This window comes from Herbaspirillum sp. BH-1 (assembly GCF_002870055.1).
Lineage (GTDB): Bacteria > Pseudomonadota > Gammaproteobacteria > Burkholderiales > Burkholderiaceae_D > Herbaspirillum > Herbaspirillum frisingense.
In genome coordinates this window covers 73,948-89,656 of record NZ_PKOI01000008.1, presented here as the reverse complement: position 1 = coordinate 89,656, position 15,709 = coordinate 73,948, and the positions used below count along the sequence as shown (strand labels likewise).

The 15,709-nt window shown below is 64.3% G+C and carries 16 protein-coding genes; 2 read left to right on the top strand and 14 right to left on the bottom strand.

The window, feature by feature from the left end; translation table 11 throughout:
- Positions 1-57: 57 nt before the first annotated feature.
- From HBH1_RS12870 to HBH1_RS12845, 6 genes are read right to left on the bottom strand one after another with little or no spacing between them, the layout of a single operon-like run.
- Complete coding sequence (locus HBH1_RS12870; protein ID WP_102663068.1) at positions 58-480, bottom strand: nuclear transport factor 2 family protein; 423 nt, start codon at positions 478-480, stop codon at positions 58-60.
- 33 nt (positions 481-513) lie between these two features.
- Positions 514-1,365, bottom strand: a complete 852-nt coding sequence (locus tag HBH1_RS12865) for an SDR family NAD(P)-dependent oxidoreductase (RefSeq protein ID WP_102663067.1) — start codon at positions 1,363-1,365, stop codon at positions 514-516.
- On the bottom strand, positions 1,362-1,940 hold the full coding sequence (locus HBH1_RS12860) for a DUF3833 domain-containing protein (protein ID WP_199181579.1): 579 nt from the start codon (positions 1,938-1,940) through the stop codon (positions 1,362-1,364). Before HBH1_RS12860 ends, HBH1_RS12865 begins: the two co-directional genes overlap by 4 nt.
- A gap of 3 nt (positions 1,941-1,943) precedes the next feature.
- Positions 1,944-3,167 carry an SAM-dependent methyltransferase gene (locus tag HBH1_RS12855; RefSeq protein WP_102663066.1) on the bottom strand — a complete coding sequence of 408 codons (1,224 nt, stop codon included), beginning with the start codon at positions 3,165-3,167 and terminating at the stop codon, positions 1,944-1,946.
- Positions 3,164-4,027: a DUF1365 domain-containing protein gene (locus tag HBH1_RS12850; RefSeq protein WP_102663065.1), complete on the bottom strand. Its 864-nt coding sequence runs from the start codon at positions 4,025-4,027 to the stop codon at positions 3,164-3,166. The genes HBH1_RS12855 and HBH1_RS12850 overlap by 4 nt, the downstream gene beginning before the upstream one ends.
- A complete protein-coding gene (locus HBH1_RS12845; protein WP_102663064.1) occupies positions 4,024-5,334 on the bottom strand; it encodes an NAD(P)/FAD-dependent oxidoreductase in 1,311 nt (436 codons plus the stop codon). Before HBH1_RS12845 ends, HBH1_RS12850 begins: the two co-directional genes overlap by 4 nt.
- Positions 5,335-5,520: 186 nt before the next feature.
- Here HBH1_RS12845 and HBH1_RS12840 point away from each other — a divergent pair, with 186 nt between their 5' ends.
- Positions 5,521-6,132, top strand: coding sequence for a TetR/AcrR family transcriptional regulator (locus HBH1_RS12840; RefSeq protein ID WP_077236637.1), 612 nt, complete (start codon positions 5,521-5,523; stop codon positions 6,130-6,132).
- A 15-nt stretch (positions 6,133-6,147) separates the two neighbouring features.
- Here HBH1_RS12840 and HBH1_RS12835 read toward each other — a convergent pair whose 3' ends face one another.
- The 7 genes from HBH1_RS12835 to HBH1_RS12805 form a co-directional block, all read right to left on the bottom strand.
- Entirely contained in the window at positions 6,148-7,017 is an 870-nt protein-coding gene (locus HBH1_RS12835) for an L-fucono-1,5-lactonase (protein WP_102663063.1), read from the bottom strand.
- 142 nt (positions 7,018-7,159) lie between these two features.
- Positions 7,160-8,098 (bottom strand): ABC transporter substrate-binding protein, encoded by a 939-nt coding sequence (locus HBH1_RS12830; protein WP_006465182.1) that lies wholly within the window; start codon positions 8,096-8,098, stop codon positions 7,160-7,162.
- A 109-nt stretch (positions 8,099-8,207) separates the two neighbouring features.
- Positions 8,208-9,209 (bottom strand): ABC transporter permease, encoded by a 1,002-nt coding sequence (locus HBH1_RS12825; protein WP_369878620.1) that lies wholly within the window; start codon positions 9,207-9,209, stop codon positions 8,208-8,210.
- An 88-nt stretch (positions 9,210-9,297) separates the two neighbouring features.
- The gene (locus HBH1_RS12820) at positions 9,298-10,848 is read right to left on the bottom strand and encodes a sugar ABC transporter ATP-binding protein (protein WP_102663061.1); all 1,551 of its coding nucleotides are present in this window, start codon (positions 10,846-10,848) and stop codon (positions 9,298-9,300) included.
- A 136-nt stretch (positions 10,849-10,984) separates the two neighbouring features.
- Positions 10,985-11,329: an L-rhamnose mutarotase gene (locus HBH1_RS12815; protein WP_102663060.1), complete on the bottom strand. Its 345-nt coding sequence runs from the start codon at positions 11,327-11,329 to the stop codon at positions 10,985-10,987.
- A 7-nt stretch (positions 11,330-11,336) separates the two neighbouring features.
- Positions 11,337-12,113, bottom strand: a complete 777-nt coding sequence (locus HBH1_RS12810; protein ID WP_102663059.1) for an SDR family oxidoreductase — start codon at positions 12,111-12,113, stop codon at positions 11,337-11,339.
- A 53-nt stretch (positions 12,114-12,166) separates the two neighbouring features.
- On the bottom strand, positions 12,167-13,444 hold the full coding sequence (locus tag HBH1_RS12805) for an L-fuconate dehydratase (protein WP_102663058.1): 1,278 nt from the start codon (positions 13,442-13,444) through the stop codon (positions 12,167-12,169).
- A 410-nt stretch (positions 13,445-13,854) separates the two neighbouring features.
- Here HBH1_RS12805 and HBH1_RS12800 point away from each other — a divergent pair, with 410 nt between their 5' ends.
- On the top strand, positions 13,855-14,745 hold the full coding sequence (locus HBH1_RS12800; RefSeq protein ID WP_102663057.1) for an IclR family transcriptional regulator: 891 nt from the start codon (positions 13,855-13,857) through the stop codon (positions 14,743-14,745).
- A gap of 34 nt (positions 14,746-14,779) precedes the next feature.
- Here HBH1_RS12800 and HBH1_RS12795 read toward each other — a convergent pair whose 3' ends face one another.
- Positions 14,780-15,661 (bottom strand): SMP-30/gluconolactonase/LRE family protein, encoded by an 882-nt coding sequence (locus HBH1_RS12795; RefSeq protein WP_102663056.1) that lies wholly within the window; start codon positions 15,659-15,661, stop codon positions 14,780-14,782.
- Between the last annotated feature and the right edge of the window lie 48 nt (positions 15,662-15,709).

Genomic DNA, 15,709 nt, shown 5'->3' with positions numbered 1-15,709 from the left:
CTGGTCTGATCTCTGCGGCCTCGCCGTTCTGGCAATGACATCCAACAGGGCGGCCGCTCAATGCCCGGTCGCCCTGAACCGCCCCCGCAACCACTTGACCGGCCCGCCGATGACGGGCAGTTTCTGCCACAGCTCCTCAGCCGCATCCCAGTAATCGCGATGTTCGCTGACCCGTCCCGCCTCATCGAAGCGGAAATGCGTCGCCCCCAGCACCGTATAGAAATGTCCCTTGAGCCGGAACTCGAAACGCCAGGTGGCGAAGCCCTGCTCGCCCTGCCCCATGCGCTCCAGGATCACGAAACGCGGGTCCTCGGTGGTGGCGAACATGTGCGCGAAGATGGCGCGGATCGAGCGCACGCCCTTGACGTCATTGAAGGGGTCCTTGAACAGGGCCTGTGGCGCATAGAACGCGTCGATGCGCTCCAGGCTGGCGCGATCCAGCGCGGCATACCATTGCAGTAATCGGTCCAGGTTCTGCATCGTCAATTCAGTCGACTCAGTCATTCATTCAATTCAGTTCAGCAGGAAGCGCTGGAACAGCATGAAGCGCAGGCGGAACGGCAAGAGCCGCAATATCTTCAGCCAGGCCGTGAAGCGCAGCGGGAAATGGATCTCGAAGCGACCCTCGGCAATGCCGCGCCAGATGGCGCTGGCGGCTTGCTGCGGGGTCTGGATGGCCGGCATGGGGAAGTCGTTCTTGTCGGTCAGGTCGGTCTTCACGAAACCCGGATTGACCAGATAGACGTTCAAGCCCTTGGGTCGCAGGTCGCTGTAGAGGATTTCCGCCAGATTGATCAGGGCCGCCTTGCCCGGGCCGTAGACGCTCGCGCCGGGCAGGCCGACATAACCGGCCACGCTGGCCACCAGGGCGATGCCGCCGCTGCCGCGGGCCAGCATGTCCGGCAGTGCCGCACCGAGCGCCGAATAGACGCTGGCGAGATTGGTGCGGATGGTGTGCTCGGCTTCGTCTTCCTGGACTTCCCAGCTGCGTTCGGGCCGGTATTTGGCGGCACAGAAGACCAACAGGTCGATACCGCCGAAGGCCTCCAGGATGCGTGCATGCTGGTCGCGCCAGGCGTCGTGGCAGAGCACGTCGAGCGGGGCGATGAATGCATTCTTGTGACCTGCGGCCACTTCCTGCAATACATCGCCCCGGCGTGCCGACAGCGCCACGCGCGCACCGGCCTGCAGGGCCTGGCGCGCCAGTTCGGCGCCGATGCCGCTGGAGGCGCCGACCAGCCAGATGCGCAGGCCGCGCAGGTCACTGACCGGCTGGTTCATGGGACCGAACAGCACCGCCGGTCGCGAGATCGGGGCACGCTCGGATGCGGCCTGCTTGGGCAGCGGACTGGTGTGGATGCTCATACCCCCTCCTTGCGGAAGAACAGCGTGACCTGGCCGACTTCAACCCCGAACTTGCGCATGCTGGTGCGATTGATGAGGGTGCGCTCGTCCATCTGGTACATCCAGTCATCCATCTGGACTTCGTATTGCTTGTCATCCACCGGCAGCAGCAGCGTGTAGTTCCAGTGCAGGGCGTTGCCGGCGGTGTGGCCGATGGCCTCGCCGATGACGTCACCGGCGCTTCCGCGCCAGCTGTTGTCGGGCTGGCGCACCAGGGTCCAGACGCGGGTCTGGGTCTGGCCGTCGTCATAGCGGAAGCGCTCGTCCAGGGTCAGGGTATTGCCCTCGACGCTGCCGGTGACCACGACATGGAAGCGCCGCGCCACTTCGCCACCGCGCTTCTGGAACATGCCCCAGGCTTCGGTGCGGCCCTTGAAGAACACCGCCGGATCGAACACCGGCGTCTTGCCGGCATAGTCGGACAGCTGCTGCGAGGCGCATCCGCCCAGCGCCAGTGCCAGTACGGCAAGCATGATCAAGGCCAGCCAGCTCCCCCGACGCCCCCGGGCGTCCTTGCGCATTGCGATGGCATCCATGACTCACTCCTTCTGCAAGAGGAACTGCACCACATCGGTCTGGCCTTCGTCGAAGCCGACTTCACAGAACACGTAATACAGCTGCCACAGGCGACGGAAGCGTTCATCGAAGCCCTGGGCGGCGATGGTCTCGCGCCGGGCCTGGAAGGTGTCGTTCCAGCGGCGCAGGGTTTCGGCATAGTCGCGTCCGAAATGGAAGCGGTCGCGGGTGGCCAGGCCGGCGCGCTGGGCGCCACGCGAGAAGCGCTCGTGGCTGGGCAGCATGCCGCCGGGGAAGATGAATTCGCGGATGAAGTCGGCGCTGTCGCGGTAGCGTTCGAAGACGGCTTCATCAATGGTGATCGACTGGATCAGGGCGCGGCCGCCGGCTTTGAGGCGCGCCGCGACGGTGTCGAAGTAGGTCTGCCAGAAACGCTCGCCGACGGCTTCGAACATCTCGATGGAGACGACGGCGTCGTATTGGCCGTCCAGGTCGCGGTAGTCGCACAGTTCCAGGTGCGCCAGGTGATCCAGCTGCTGATGGCGCAGGCGATCCTGAGCGAAGGCCAGTTGCGCCGGCGAGATGGTCACGCCGTGCACGCGGATGCCCAGGCGCGCCGCATGTTCGGCAAAGCCACCCCAGCCGCAGCCGATTTCCAGCACGCGGTCGCCGCTGCGCAGGCCGAGCTGGTCGATGATGCGCTGGTACTTGGCGGCCTGTGCCGAGGCCAGGCTCTGGCCGGGCTGGCTGAAGATGGCGCTGGAGTAGGTCATGCTGGGGTCCAGCCACAGCTGGTAGAAATCATTGCCCAGGTCGTAATGCGCGTGGATGTTGCGACGGCTTCCGGTGCGGGTGTTGGAGCGCAGCAGGTGGCGCAGGCGATACCACCACGAGGCCAGGCGCCCGCCTTCGACTGCGCCGGAGAGCGCCTTGCGGTTGCGCATGGCCAGGCGCAGCAGCGCAGCCAGGTCGGGGGTATCGACCCAGCCATTGCCGTAGGCTTCGCCGAAGCCGATGTCGCCGGCGCGCAGGATGGCACCGCAGGCACGCCAGTCGAGGATGCGTAGCTGTGCGCTGGGCGGCTGGCGCAGGTCGCCGAAGGTCAGGGTGGTGCCGTGCGGCGTGATCAGTTCCAGGTGACCGTGGTTCAGGCGTTCCAGCATCCCCAGGAACAGGCGGGTCGAAATCGAGCCAAGGCGTGCGCCGATGCGCCGGCCGGAGGTCTGCAATGCGGGGCTATGGTTCACGATAGGGTTTCCTTTCCGGAGGGTGTTCCTGTGGCGCTGTTGCGTTCGGGCTTGCTGAACCAGGGCACGCGCTTGCGCCACAGCAGCAAGGCTTGCCAGTGAATGCGGGCGACCACACCCAGGGTAAGCAGCGGCTGCGCGCATAATGCGGCGAAGGCCGAGGCGGCGGTCAGGGGCTGCAGACGGCCGCCGATGGAGGTGCGCATCAGCGGCTGCAGGCCGGTGCTCACCTCGGCAGGCTGGCCGAGGTCGTAGTAATCGATGCCGACGAAGGCGGTCGCGTCCTGGCCACCCTGCCCACCCTCGCGGGCGGCATGGTCACGGAAGCGGAAGCGATAGAAGCCCCGTACCTCGCAGAAGGGCGAGACATGCATCAGCTTGTTGCAGTGCAGGCGGGTGTGCTCGTCGATGACGCCCTGCTGCGGGGCCGACAGCAGGTAGTGCTGGGTTTCGCCAAAGGTGCTGTTGACCTCGGCCAGCACGGCACGCAAGGCGCCGTCGCGGTCATGACAGAGGAAGAAGCTGACCGGATTGAAGACAAAGCCGAACAGGCGCGGGAAGGTCTGCAGCCAGATCGTGCCATCGTGCGGCAGGCCGGCCTGTTGCAAATGGCCGCGCACCCAGGTACCGAGGTCGCTGCCGTCCCGCGGGCCGTAGTCGCGGGTACGCACGCCCATCAGGCGCCGACGATCCACGCCGAACCAGGCATTGCCCGCCTCGGCCATGCGTGCCAGGTCCAGGCGCACGCAAAAGACCGGATAGACGAAGCGGTGCCGCACCGGGCGCAGGCGCTGGTGCATCACCTGTCCGCTCAGCAGCAGCGCGGCGGCATCGGCATGCGAAGCGCGCGAGTCGTTCATAGGACCGCCCAGTGCGGCAGCACACCGAAATCCTGGCTCACCCGCAGCGCCGACTTCAGGCCGTCTTCATGGAAGCCATAGCCGGTCCAGGCGCCGGCGAACCAGGCCCGGTGACGGCCCTGGATCTGGGGCAGGCGCTGCTGGGCGTCGATGGCAGGCTGGTCGAAGACCGGATGTTCGTAGTCGAAGCGACCCATCACGGTGGCCGGATTGGGGGCCTGCGGCGGGTTCAGGGTGAGGATGACGTCGCTCTTGCAAGGCAGGTCCTGCAGCCGGTTCAGCCAGTAGCTCACGCAGACGGCGCGACTGCCGTCGTCGTGGCGCGAACCCAGGTAATTCCAGGCCGACCAGACCTTGGGCAGCAGCGGCATGAGGGTCGTGTCGCCATGCAGCCAGGCGGTATTGGCCTGGTAACGCACGGCCGAGAGTACCTGGTGCTCCTCGATGGTGGCGTCCTGCAACAGAGCCAGGGTCTGCGGGGCATGGGTGGCAAAGACCACGGCGTCGAACTGTTCCTCGCGTGGTTCGGCGCCACCGCTGCGTACCAGCACGCCGCGCTCATTGCGGGTGACGCTCTCCAGGCGGCTGCCCAGGCGCACATCTTCCAGGGTGGCGGCGATGCGACGTACATACTGGCGCGAACCGCCGCGCACGGTGCGCCAGCGGGGACGATTGTTCACCTGCAGCAGGCCGTGGTTGATGCAGAAGCGCAGGAAAGTGGCGGCCGGGAAGTCCAGGATGTCCGAGGGCGAACTGGACCAGATGGCGGCCGCCATGGGGATCAGGTAGGCATCGCTGAACAGGGCACCGTAGCGGCCGTCCTTGAGCAACTGGCGCAGGCTCACGGGATGCCCGTCGCAGGCCGCCAGGTTGGCGTGGGCGGCACGGTTGAAGCGCAGGATGTCGCGCAGCATGCCCAGGAAGGAGGGCTGCAGCAGGCGCTTGCGCTGGGCGAAGACGGTGTCCAGATTGGTGCCGGCCCATTCGAAGCGGCCTTCATCCATCGAGACGCCGAAGGACATGTCGGTGTCGTAGGTCTCGACCTTGAGTTCATCGAACAGGGCGATCAGGTTGGGATAGGCCCAGTCATTGAAGACCAGGAAACCCGTATCGACCGGGAACGGTACGCCCTGCGGCGCGATGTCCACGGTGTTGGCATGCCCACCCAGGGTGGGCGCGGACTCGAACAGCACCACCTGGTGCCGGCGCGCCAGCAGATAGGCGCTGGCCAGGCCGGAAATGCCGGCGCCGATGACGGCGATGCGCTGTCCTGATGCCTGCTCGATGGCTGCTGTACCTGGATTCATGAAATCTTGTCCACCTGTGTCTTTGTTATTGGGGTGTTGCCCTCGGCCGGGCGGCGCCTGCCGCCGGGACTCTTTTTTTCTGCTGGCCTGCTTTGGCGTCCCGGTATTTCTACCCTGCCGCGATTTAGGTGCTAAGATTACTACCAAAGAAAAATAAAATCTACTAATTAGTAACTTAAACTACCAATGAGTATTTTCGGCAAACTGAGCTTCAAGGATCAAGCCTTCAAATTACGGGAAAACGCCATCCTGGATGCGGCTACGTCGGTACTGGGCAGCAAGGGCTATGACCTGATGACGATGGACGACGTCGCCGGTGCGGTGGGTATCTCCAAACCCAGCCTGTACAAGCATTTCAAGTCCAAGGAAGAATTGATCGGCGAGACCATGATCCGTCTCATCGATGGCGCCATCGACCAGCTGGCGCAGCTGGAGGGCATTCCCAGCCCGCGTGGCAAGCTGGAGGCGATGCTGGAATGGGCACTGCGGGTGCGGCTGGAGGGCGGCCTGCCCTTCCTGCCTTCCACCAGTACACCGGTGCGCGACATGCTCATGCGCAACGTCAAGTATGTGATGCGGGTGCTCAAGCTCAACGGCCAGCTGGAAAAGCTGGTCAAGGAAGCGCAGAAGAGCGGCGAACTCGACGCCGCGCTGCCCAGCGATGTGATCCTGTACAGCTACTACGCCCGCACCTGTGATCCTGCGGTGGACTACCTGCAGAAGTTCAGCAAGATGAGTACCGAAGACATCGTGAAGTACATGCTGCACGTGGCCTTCAACGGTTTCACGCGGGATTAGGGACGGCGTCTCGGCCTAGGCCAGGCCGTAGCAGCGCGCTGCGGTCTGCCCCCACAACTGCTCCTGCTCGGACGCCGACAGCCGGGTCGCGGCCCACTCCCGCACCACGGCGGCCACCTTGGCATAGGAGGCGGCCAGCAGGCAGACCGGCCAGTCCGAGCCGAACATCAGGCGCTGCGGGCCGAAGGCGTCCAGCGCCGCATCCAGGCAGAGGACGATATTGTCGTAATCCTTCTGACGCAGACCGCGCTGCCAGTCGGCCTCCGTGACCAGCCCCGATAGCTTGCAGGCCACGTGCGGCAAGGCTGCCAGGGCGCGCAGGTGGCGCTTCCAGTCAGCGAAGACCGCCTCGCTCTTGCCGAAATCGGCCAGGGCCGGCTTGCCCAGGTGATCCAGCACCAGCCAGAGGCGATCATGGCGGGCGCAGAAGGCTTGCACTTCGGGCATCTGGCGCGCGTAGATCAGCACGTCATAGACCAGACCGCGCCGTTGCAGCCAGCCGATGCCGGTATTGAAGGCCGGTGCTTCGACGAAGGTACTTACGTCGACCTCATCCTGCAGCTGGTGGCGGAAGCCCACCAGCTTGTCACTTCCCCATCGCTCCACATTGGCCGCCAGGTGCGGCGAAGCGAGGTCTTCCCAGCCAACCACCCCGGCGATGCGCCGGTTACCGCGCGCCAGGTCCAGCAGGAATTCCGTTTCGTCGCGACCGGCGCGGGCCTGCACGGCAATGGACTGTTCCAGCCCTTCGGCGGCCAGCACGGGCTGCAGTTGGCCGGGCGTGCGGTCGCAGGCCAGCAGCTCCATGCCGCGGCCGATCCAGGGGTAGGCGTCGGGCTGGTAGAACCAGAAATGCTGATGGGCGTCGATGCGATGCGGCTTCATGATGGACTCTTCGAGGGGCAGGACGGCGCAGGATTGCCGGTCTGCATTGCGCGCAACCGGCAGGGGAATACAAAAACACCAGAAACAGGAAAACGGCAAGGCGCCGCCGCTGGCGACGCCCTCCCGTCACGTCATGTCAAGATCAGTCGTACAGCACGGCCGCGATCTTGGCGTCGTCGATGTTGCTCTTGTCGTACCAGTAGAAGCCGGTATCGATGACCTTGGGCAGCTTCTCGCCCTTGATCGCCTTGACCGCCGCTTCCACGGTCTTGTAGCCGATACCCACCGGGTTCTGGGTGATGGCGCCGGCCATCACGCCTTCGCGGATCGCATCCTTCTGCTGCTTGCCGGAGTCATAGCCGATGATGACGATCTTGCGCTTCATTTCCTTCACGCCATTGACTACACCAATGGCCGAGCCTTCGTTGGTACCGAAGATGCCCTTGATCTTGGGATAGGCCTGCAGGATGGACTTGGTGACCTCGGTGGACTTCAACTGGTCGCCGGCGCCATATTGCACGCTGACCACCTTGATCTTGGGATAGTTGGCCTTGATGCGTTCCAGGAAGCCGTCGCGGCGGTCGATGCCGGTGCGACTGGTCTGGTCGTGGGCGACCACGGCCACTTCGCCTTCCTTGCCGACCAGCTCGGCCATCTTGTCGGCCGCCAGCGCGGCGGCAGCACGGTTGTCGGTGGTGGCGGTGGTGACCGGGATGTCGCTATCCACGCCCGAGTCGAAGGCCACCACCGGGATCTTGGCGGCCTGCGCCTTCTTCAGCAGCGGGATGGCGGCCTTGCTGTCCAGGGCGGCAAAGCCGATGGCCTGTGGCTTCTTGGCCAGCGCGGCGGAGAGCATGTCGATCTGCTTGTCGACCATGGCTTCGGTCTCGGGACCTTCGAAGGTGACCTTCACCTTCAGGTCCTTGCCGGCCTGGTCGGCGCCGGCTTTGACGGCCTGCCAGAACTGGTGCTGGAAGCCCTTGGAAATGAGCGGCACATACACTTCCTGCGCCTGCGCGGCCGAACCGCCGACAGCGAAGGCCAGGCCCAGGGCAGCGCCCAGTAGTTGTTTCTTGAACACGGTAAGTCTCCTTTTGTTATCGATGATGGAGTGCCGGGCATTGGCGCTGCCCGGCGGGGCTTGCATTGCTACTGCGAATACTGCTGCGGTGGCTGATGTGGCTGCCGGTTCAGGCGCGACGGCGACGACGCAGGATGTCCAGGTAGACCGCCAGGATGATGATCACCCCGGTCACCACCGTCTGCCACTCCTGCGCCACCGACATGATGCGCAGGCCGTTGACCAGCACGCTCATGATGAAGGCGCCGATGATGGTGCCCATGATGGTGCCGGTGCCACCGGAGAGCGAGGTGCCGCCGATCACCACGGCGGCAATGGCGTCCAGCTCGTAACCCTGGCCCAGCGCCGGCTGCGCCGAGTTCAGGCGGGACGCGATGATCAGGCCGGCGATGCCGCAGATGGCGCCGGAGAAGGTGTAGACCGCGACCTTCCAGAAATCCACCTTCACGCCCGACAGGCGCAGTGCTTCCTCGTTGCTGCCCAGGGCGAAGGTATAGCGGCCGAACACCGTCTTGTTGAGGATGATGGAGGCGCCGATGGCCACCAGGAACAGGATCAGCACCGCATTGGGAATCGGCAGCGCCGGGATCAGGTCGCCGATCAGCGAATCCTGGGCAATGGCTGAGAAGCCCTCGGTATCGTTGAAATAGATCGGCCGGGTACCGGAAATCACCAGCGACAGCCCCTTGAGCAACATCATCATGCCCAGCGTGGCGATGAAGGGCGGCACCTTCAGCTTGGCGATCACCATGCCAGAGATCCAGCCGGAGAGCGCACCGAAGAAGATGGCGGCGGCGATGCCCAGCGGCAGCGGCATGCCCCAGTTGGTCAGCACCACCCCGGCCATGACGGCGCAGAAGGTCATCATGGTTCCCACCGACAGGTCGATGCCGGAAGTGATGATGACGTAGGTGCAGGCGATGGCCAGCACGCCGTTGACGGCGGTCGACTGCAGGATGCTGACCAGGTTGTCCACCTCCATGAAATTGGGCGAGGCGACACTGAAGAACACGATCAGCAAGAGCAGGCTGGCGAAGGCCAGCAGCTTCTGGCGCGCGGCCGGGTTGAACAGGCGGGCGCGCAGGCCCGAGGAGGAAGCGGTATTGGCCATGGTGGATGCGGACGCTGCGGAATGGATGTTGTTTGCCATGATGGTTCTGGTCTCTGATAGGGGTTGGATCGCAGTGCGGCCCGACCGGCTAGTGCGCCACCGCCGGTTCGCGCTGCGTGGCCAGTTGCATGATGTTTTCCTGGGTCGCCTCGGCGCGGGTGAGCTCGCCGGTGATGCGACCTTCGCACATCACAAGCACGCGGTGGCTCATGCGCAAGACCTCGGGCAGTTCGGAAGAGATCATCACGATCGCCTTGCCCTGCTCGGCCAGGGCGTCGAGGAGCTTGTAGATTTCGCTCTTGGCACCGATGTCGATGCCGCGCGTGGGTTCATCGAAGAACAGGATGTCGCAGTCCCGCAGCAGCCACTTGGCAATCACGATCTTCTGCTGATTGCCACCCGAGAGCAGGCGCGCCTGCTGTTCCACCGAAGGCGTCTTGATCGCCAGTTGCCGCACATAGCCCTGCGCCACTTCACGGATGGCACGCTGGTTCATGAAACCGGCGCGGGTGAAACGGCCCATGCTGGAGAGCGCGATGTTGGCCTGTACATCCATGCCCACCGCCAGCCCGAAGTGCTTGCGGTCTTCAGAAAGATAACCAATGCCATGCGCCACGGCATCGGCCGGCTGGCGGATTACGGCCTTGCCACCGTGGATGATGATCTCGCCGGACTCCAGCGGGTCGGCACCGAAGATGGCGCGCGCCACCTCGGTGCGACCGGCGCCCATGAGGCCGGCGAAGCCGAGGATCTCGCCCTTGCGCAACTGGAAGCTGACATCGCGGATGGCGCGGCCGCGATTGAGCCCGCGCACTTCCAGCACCACCTCGTTGGCGGAGGTATCCGGCGGGGTACGTTGCTCGCCCTCCAGCGAGCGGCCGACCATCATGGAAATGATGCTGTCCATGGAAGTCCCCTGCATCGGCACGGTGGCGATGTAGCGGCCATCGCGCATGACGCTGACGCGGTCGGCGATCTGGCGCAGCTCGTCCATCTTGTGTGAGATATAGACGATGCCCACGCCCTGCGCCTGCAGGTCGCGGATGATGCGGAAGAGCTCGGCGATCTCGGCGTTGTTCAGGGCCGCCGTCGGTTCGTCCATGATCAGCACGCGTGAATCGAAGGACAGGGCCTTGGCGATTTCCACCATCTGCTGGCGCGCCACGGTCAGTTCGCCCACCGGCGTGCGCGGGTCCATCTCAAGGCGCATGCGGGCAAAGATGGCAGCGGTCTGGCGATTCAACTGGTCTTCATCAATGATCAGGCCGAACGCCTTGCGCGGCTCGCGGCCGATGAAGATGTTCTGCGCCGCCGACAGGTGGTTCATCAGGTTCAGCTCCTGATGGATGATGCCGATGCCCAACGCCTGCGCCTGGCGCGGCTCGCCGATCTGCACCGGCTTGCCGTCGAGGAGGATCTCGCCGCTGTCGCACTGGTAGACGCCGGAAAGGATTTTCATCAGCGTCGACTTGCCGGCGCCGTTCTCGCCCATCAGGGCGTGCACCTCGCCGGCGACCAGGTCGAACTGGCAGTTGTCCAGCGCCAGTACGCCGGGAAAGCGCTTGCTGACGTTACGCAGCGCGATCAGCGGGGGCGCCGCTGCGGGGGATGGTCTGGATGTCTCGTTATCTTGTTGCATGCTCACCTCGGATGCGGATGCATTGCCGGCCCTTGCTGCCGGGGCCATCATTGACGCGACTCTGCGGTCGCTGCCTGCTGCCTGCTGCTTGCCTACTGCTACTGAGCGCACATGGTGCGGCCCTGCCGACGCGTTCCTAATCCTGCTGCTGCGACAGATCGAAGATGCGCGTCATCGGCACCCATTTCTGTCCGGCCGGCGTCCAGGGCGTGGGCGCCTGGAAACGCCACATCAGTTCTTCCCAGGCGCGCACCCGGAGATCGGTATCGGTCGCCGCTGCCATTGCTGCTGCGTCGAAGACGGCGTCATCGGTTTCCATCACCATCATCATGCGGGTACCGAGACGGTAGATTTCCATGCCGGTCACCCCCTGCTGCTTCAGGTGCTGCGCGATCTCGGGCCAGATGCGCCGGTGATGCTGTTCATACTCGGCGATGAGCGCCGGGTCGTCCTTCAGGTCCAGTGCCAGCACGGTACGCATACGGGCCTCAGCTCAGGGCACGGTCGAGATGGGTGTAACCCCCATCGACGAAAATCCACTGTCCGGTGGTATGCGACGAGCGCCCGGAGAGCAGGAAGACAGCCATGTCCGCCATTTCCTCGGAGGTCGTGAAGCGCTTGCCCAGCGGGATCTTGCTGGTGATGGCGGCGAGCTTTTCCTCCGGATGCTCGAAGGTGGCGATCCAGCGTTCATAGAGGGGCGTCATCACCTCGGCCGGGATCAGCGCATTCACGCGCACGCCGTCGGCCAGCAATGCCGCAGCCCATTCCCGGGTGAGTGACAGCTGCGCGCCCTTGGAGGCGCAATAGCCGCTGGTATTGCCCTGGCCGGTGAGCGCGGTCTTGGACGAGACATTGACGATGGCGCCGCGCGTAGCCTTCAGGTGCGGTACGCAGTAATGGGCCATCACGTAGTAATGGATCAGATTGCGTTCCAGCGAGGCGACGAACTGGTCGCGGCCGGCGTCCAGGCCGACGCTGTCGTTCACGCCGGCATTGTTGACCAGACCGTCCAGACGCCCGAAGCGCTGCACCGTCTCGGCCACGGCCTGGGCACAGCGGGCTTCGTCCTGCAATTCCAGCTGGAACAGGGTGGCGTGCGGCTGCAGCGCAGTCAGCCGGGTCCAGAATTGCGGCTCCGGTTCGCTACGCGCAAAGACCACCGGAATGGCGCCTTCGGCGGCCAGTTGCATGCTGATCGCCGCGCCAATGCCGGAGGCACCGCCGGTCACGATGACGACCTTGTCTTGCAGGTTCAGATCCACTTCAGTCTCCGTTATGTTTTATATCATTTCCTGACGCCGCCACTTGCCGGGGGCTAGCCGCGAAAGCGGTACTGCTCCAGCGATTCCGGCTTCATCTCGATCGAGAAGCCCGGCAGGCTGGGCGGCATGTAGGCCGCGTTGCGGATCACGCAGGGGTCGACGAAATGCTCATGCAGGTGATCCACGTATTCGGTCACGCGTCCCTCCTTGGAACCGGAGATGCACAGATAGTCGATCATCGACAGGTGCTGTACGTATTCGCACAGACCCACGCCGCCGGCATGCGGGCAGACCACCTTGCCGTACTTGGCAGCCATCAGCATGACGGCCAGGATTTCGTTGACGCCACCCAGACGGCAGGAGTCGATCTGCACCACGTCGATGGCGTCGCGCATGATGAACTGCTTGAACAGCACGCGGTTCTGGCACATCTCGCCGGTGGCGACCTTGACTGCGCCGATGCCTGCACGGATCTTGCGGTGACCTTCCACGTCATCCGGGCTGGTCGGTTCCTCAATGAACCAGGGCTTGGCAAACGCCAGCTGCTTGACCCAGTCGATGGCCTGGTCCACTTCCCAGACCTGGTTGGCATCGATCATCAGATGACGCTGCGGGCCCAGCACTTCACGGGCGATGGTGACGCGGCGCTTGTCGTCGGCCAGGTCGCGCCCGACCTTGAGCTTGACATGGTTGAAGCCCTGGTCGATGGCTTCCTGGCACAGGCGGCGCAGCTTGGCGTCGTCATAGCCCAGCCAGCCGGCCGAGGTGGTGTAGCAGGGATAGCCTTCCTGCTGCAGGATGCGCAGGCGCTCGGCCTTGCCGCCTTCCTTCTCGCGCAGCAGGGCCAGGGCCTCGTCGGGGGTGATGCAATCGGTGATGTAGCGGAAGTCGATGGTGCGTACCAGCTCCTCGGGCGTCATGTCGGCCACCAGCTTCCATACCGGCTTGCCTTCGGCCTTGGCCCACAGGTCCCAGGCGGCATTGACCACGGCGCCGGTGGCCAGGTGGATGGCCCCCTTGTCCGGGCCGATCCAGCGCAGCTGGCTGTCGGAGGTGACGTGACGCCAGAAGCGACCCATGTCGGCGGCGATCCATTCCAGGTCCAGGCCGACCACGAGGTGTTCCATGGCGCGGATGGCGGCGCAGCAGATTTCATTGCCGCGACCGATGGTGAAGGTCAGGCCATGGCCTTTCAGTTGCGGGTGGTCGGTGTCGAGGATGACGTAGGCGGCAGAATAGTCCGGGTCCGGATTCATCGCATCCGAACCGTCCAGTGATTGCGAAGTGGGAAAGCGCACGTCCAGCACGCGCATGGCGGTAATCTTGGTCATCGGTCTCTAGCGTGATGCCGCTGCGGGACGGGTGGCGCCTCGGGCTCGGGCGCTGCCTCTGCTTGCCGCTGGTCGGCGGGCTGGCCGCTGGGGGGCGGCTGCCGGTTGTCGTCGTCTCCGGGGACTGGCCCCTTGTTCGTTTTACTCACAAATAAAATTTGTTTTTATCTGTGAGCGACACAGCATAACCTCGATTATCCTCTTATTGCCGGGCCAGCCCGATGAAGTTTCGGTATCGATCGATATCGATTTAGGGATGTCAGCACCGTAGCATCAAAGCGATCTATAAAAAATAATTTTACAAATAAAACACGTCGTCCATCAAAAATCCCCTACAATCCGGCCCCAGAAACCGGCGGATTCGCCCTTCTGTTTCCGCCCTCCTGCCCGCTAACGATACCCAGGCTGCCATGCCCAGAACCAGGAAAATCAATCCTTCCGACGCCCCTGCGCTGCAGACTGCAGCGCCCGCCGCCGCGATCAACGACGACAATGAGATGGGTAGCGACAGCGGCCATGACGGCGCCAGCGGCAAGACGCGCTATGCCGCCCCCGCGCTGGACAAGGGACTGGATATCCTGGAACTGTTGAGCCGCTCGGAGCAGATGCTGACGCTGAACCAGATCTCGCGCCAGCTGGGTCGCAGCGTCAACGAGATCTTCCGCATGGTGGTGACGCTGGAGCAGCGTGGTTACCTGATCGCCGACAACGACCACTACCGGCTGTCACTGAAGCTGTTCGAGCTGGCACACCATCACCAGCCTATCCGCTCGCTGGTCAGCACGGCCCTGCCCCACATGCGCGAGCTGGCCAACCGCTCCATGCAATCGACGCATCTGACAGTCTATGAGGCCGGACGGGTGATCGTGGTGGCGCAGGTGGACAGCCCCGAACGCTGGGCCTTCGGGCTCAAGGTGGGCGCGCTGGTGAGCCTGACGGATACGGCTTCCGGCCATGTACTGCTGGCCTTCCGCGACCAGGCCGAACAGGCCAGCATGCTGGCCGCGCATGTGCGCATGGATGGTGAACAGGAGATCGGGACGGCGCAGCTGATGCGGCAGATCGAGGACACCCGCAAGCGCGGGCATTCGCGCATGGAGAGCCGGCAGATCCGGGGCGTGATCAACCTGTCCTATCCGGTGATGGGGGCCAACAACCGCATGCTGGCCGCACTCAACGTGCCCTATATCGAGCGCATCGACAAGAAGGTCAACCCCAGCCTGGACGAGGTGCAAGGCATCGTCCAGGAGATTTCGGCGCGGCTGTCGCGGCTGATGGGAGATTCCAGCTTCGGCGCCTGAGGCGGGCGCCAGCTGCCGGCACCAGCTGCCGGTGCTATCCGGCGAAACGCACTTCCGGCAGGCCGCGCACGCCGGTCTCCGGCACGGCGAAAAGCGCACCGGCCAATGCATCCTGCTCGCGCTGTTGGGCGCTCATGCCTTCATGCGCCGAGGTGACGAACAGCGTATCGAGCGCCGCGCCGCCGAAGGCCACACAGGAAGGCTGGGCGGTCGGCATGTCGACGATGCGATCGATGCGGCCATCCGGCGCAAAGCGCACTACCCGCGCCCCACCCCACTGCGCGTTCCAGACATGGCCGTCGGCGTCCACGGTGGAGCCATCGGGGCCGCCCGGCTGTTGCGCCAGATCGGCGAACACGCGCTGGTTGGCGATGGCGCCGGAAGCCGGATCATAGTCGCAGACCATGATCTTGCCTTCCATGGAATCGCAGTGATACATGCGCGTGCCATCGGGACTGAAGCAGATGCTGTTGGAAATGGCGATGCCCGGCAGCGGCAGGCGCTCCAGGCTCAGGTCGGCATTGAGACGATAGAAGCTGGCAATGGGTGCACGGCCGGCATCCTCGTTGAGGGTGCCGAAGACGAAGCGGCCCTGGCGGTCGCAACGACCGTCGTTCAGGCGCGTGGTCGGCAGATCATCCTCGATGCGGCAGATCGGCGTGATAGCGCCGGTGCCGAGATTGAAAAAAGCCAGGCGCGATGCCAGGCCGATCAGCAGGCGCTCGGGATCGGCGGTAAAGGCGAAGCAGCACAGCCGCTCCGGCATGGGCCAGCTGCGCGTGGCGCCGCTTTGCGGATCATGGTTCCACAGGCGCGAAGCGTGGATATCGGTCCAGAAGACCGTGTGCGAGCGTTCACACCAGAGGACGCCCTCGCCCAGTTCATGATGTCCGTCGACCAGCAATTGCGCATTCATCGGGTTTCCGCCTGCAAATCAATTAAATAAGATAAATGAAATAAACGA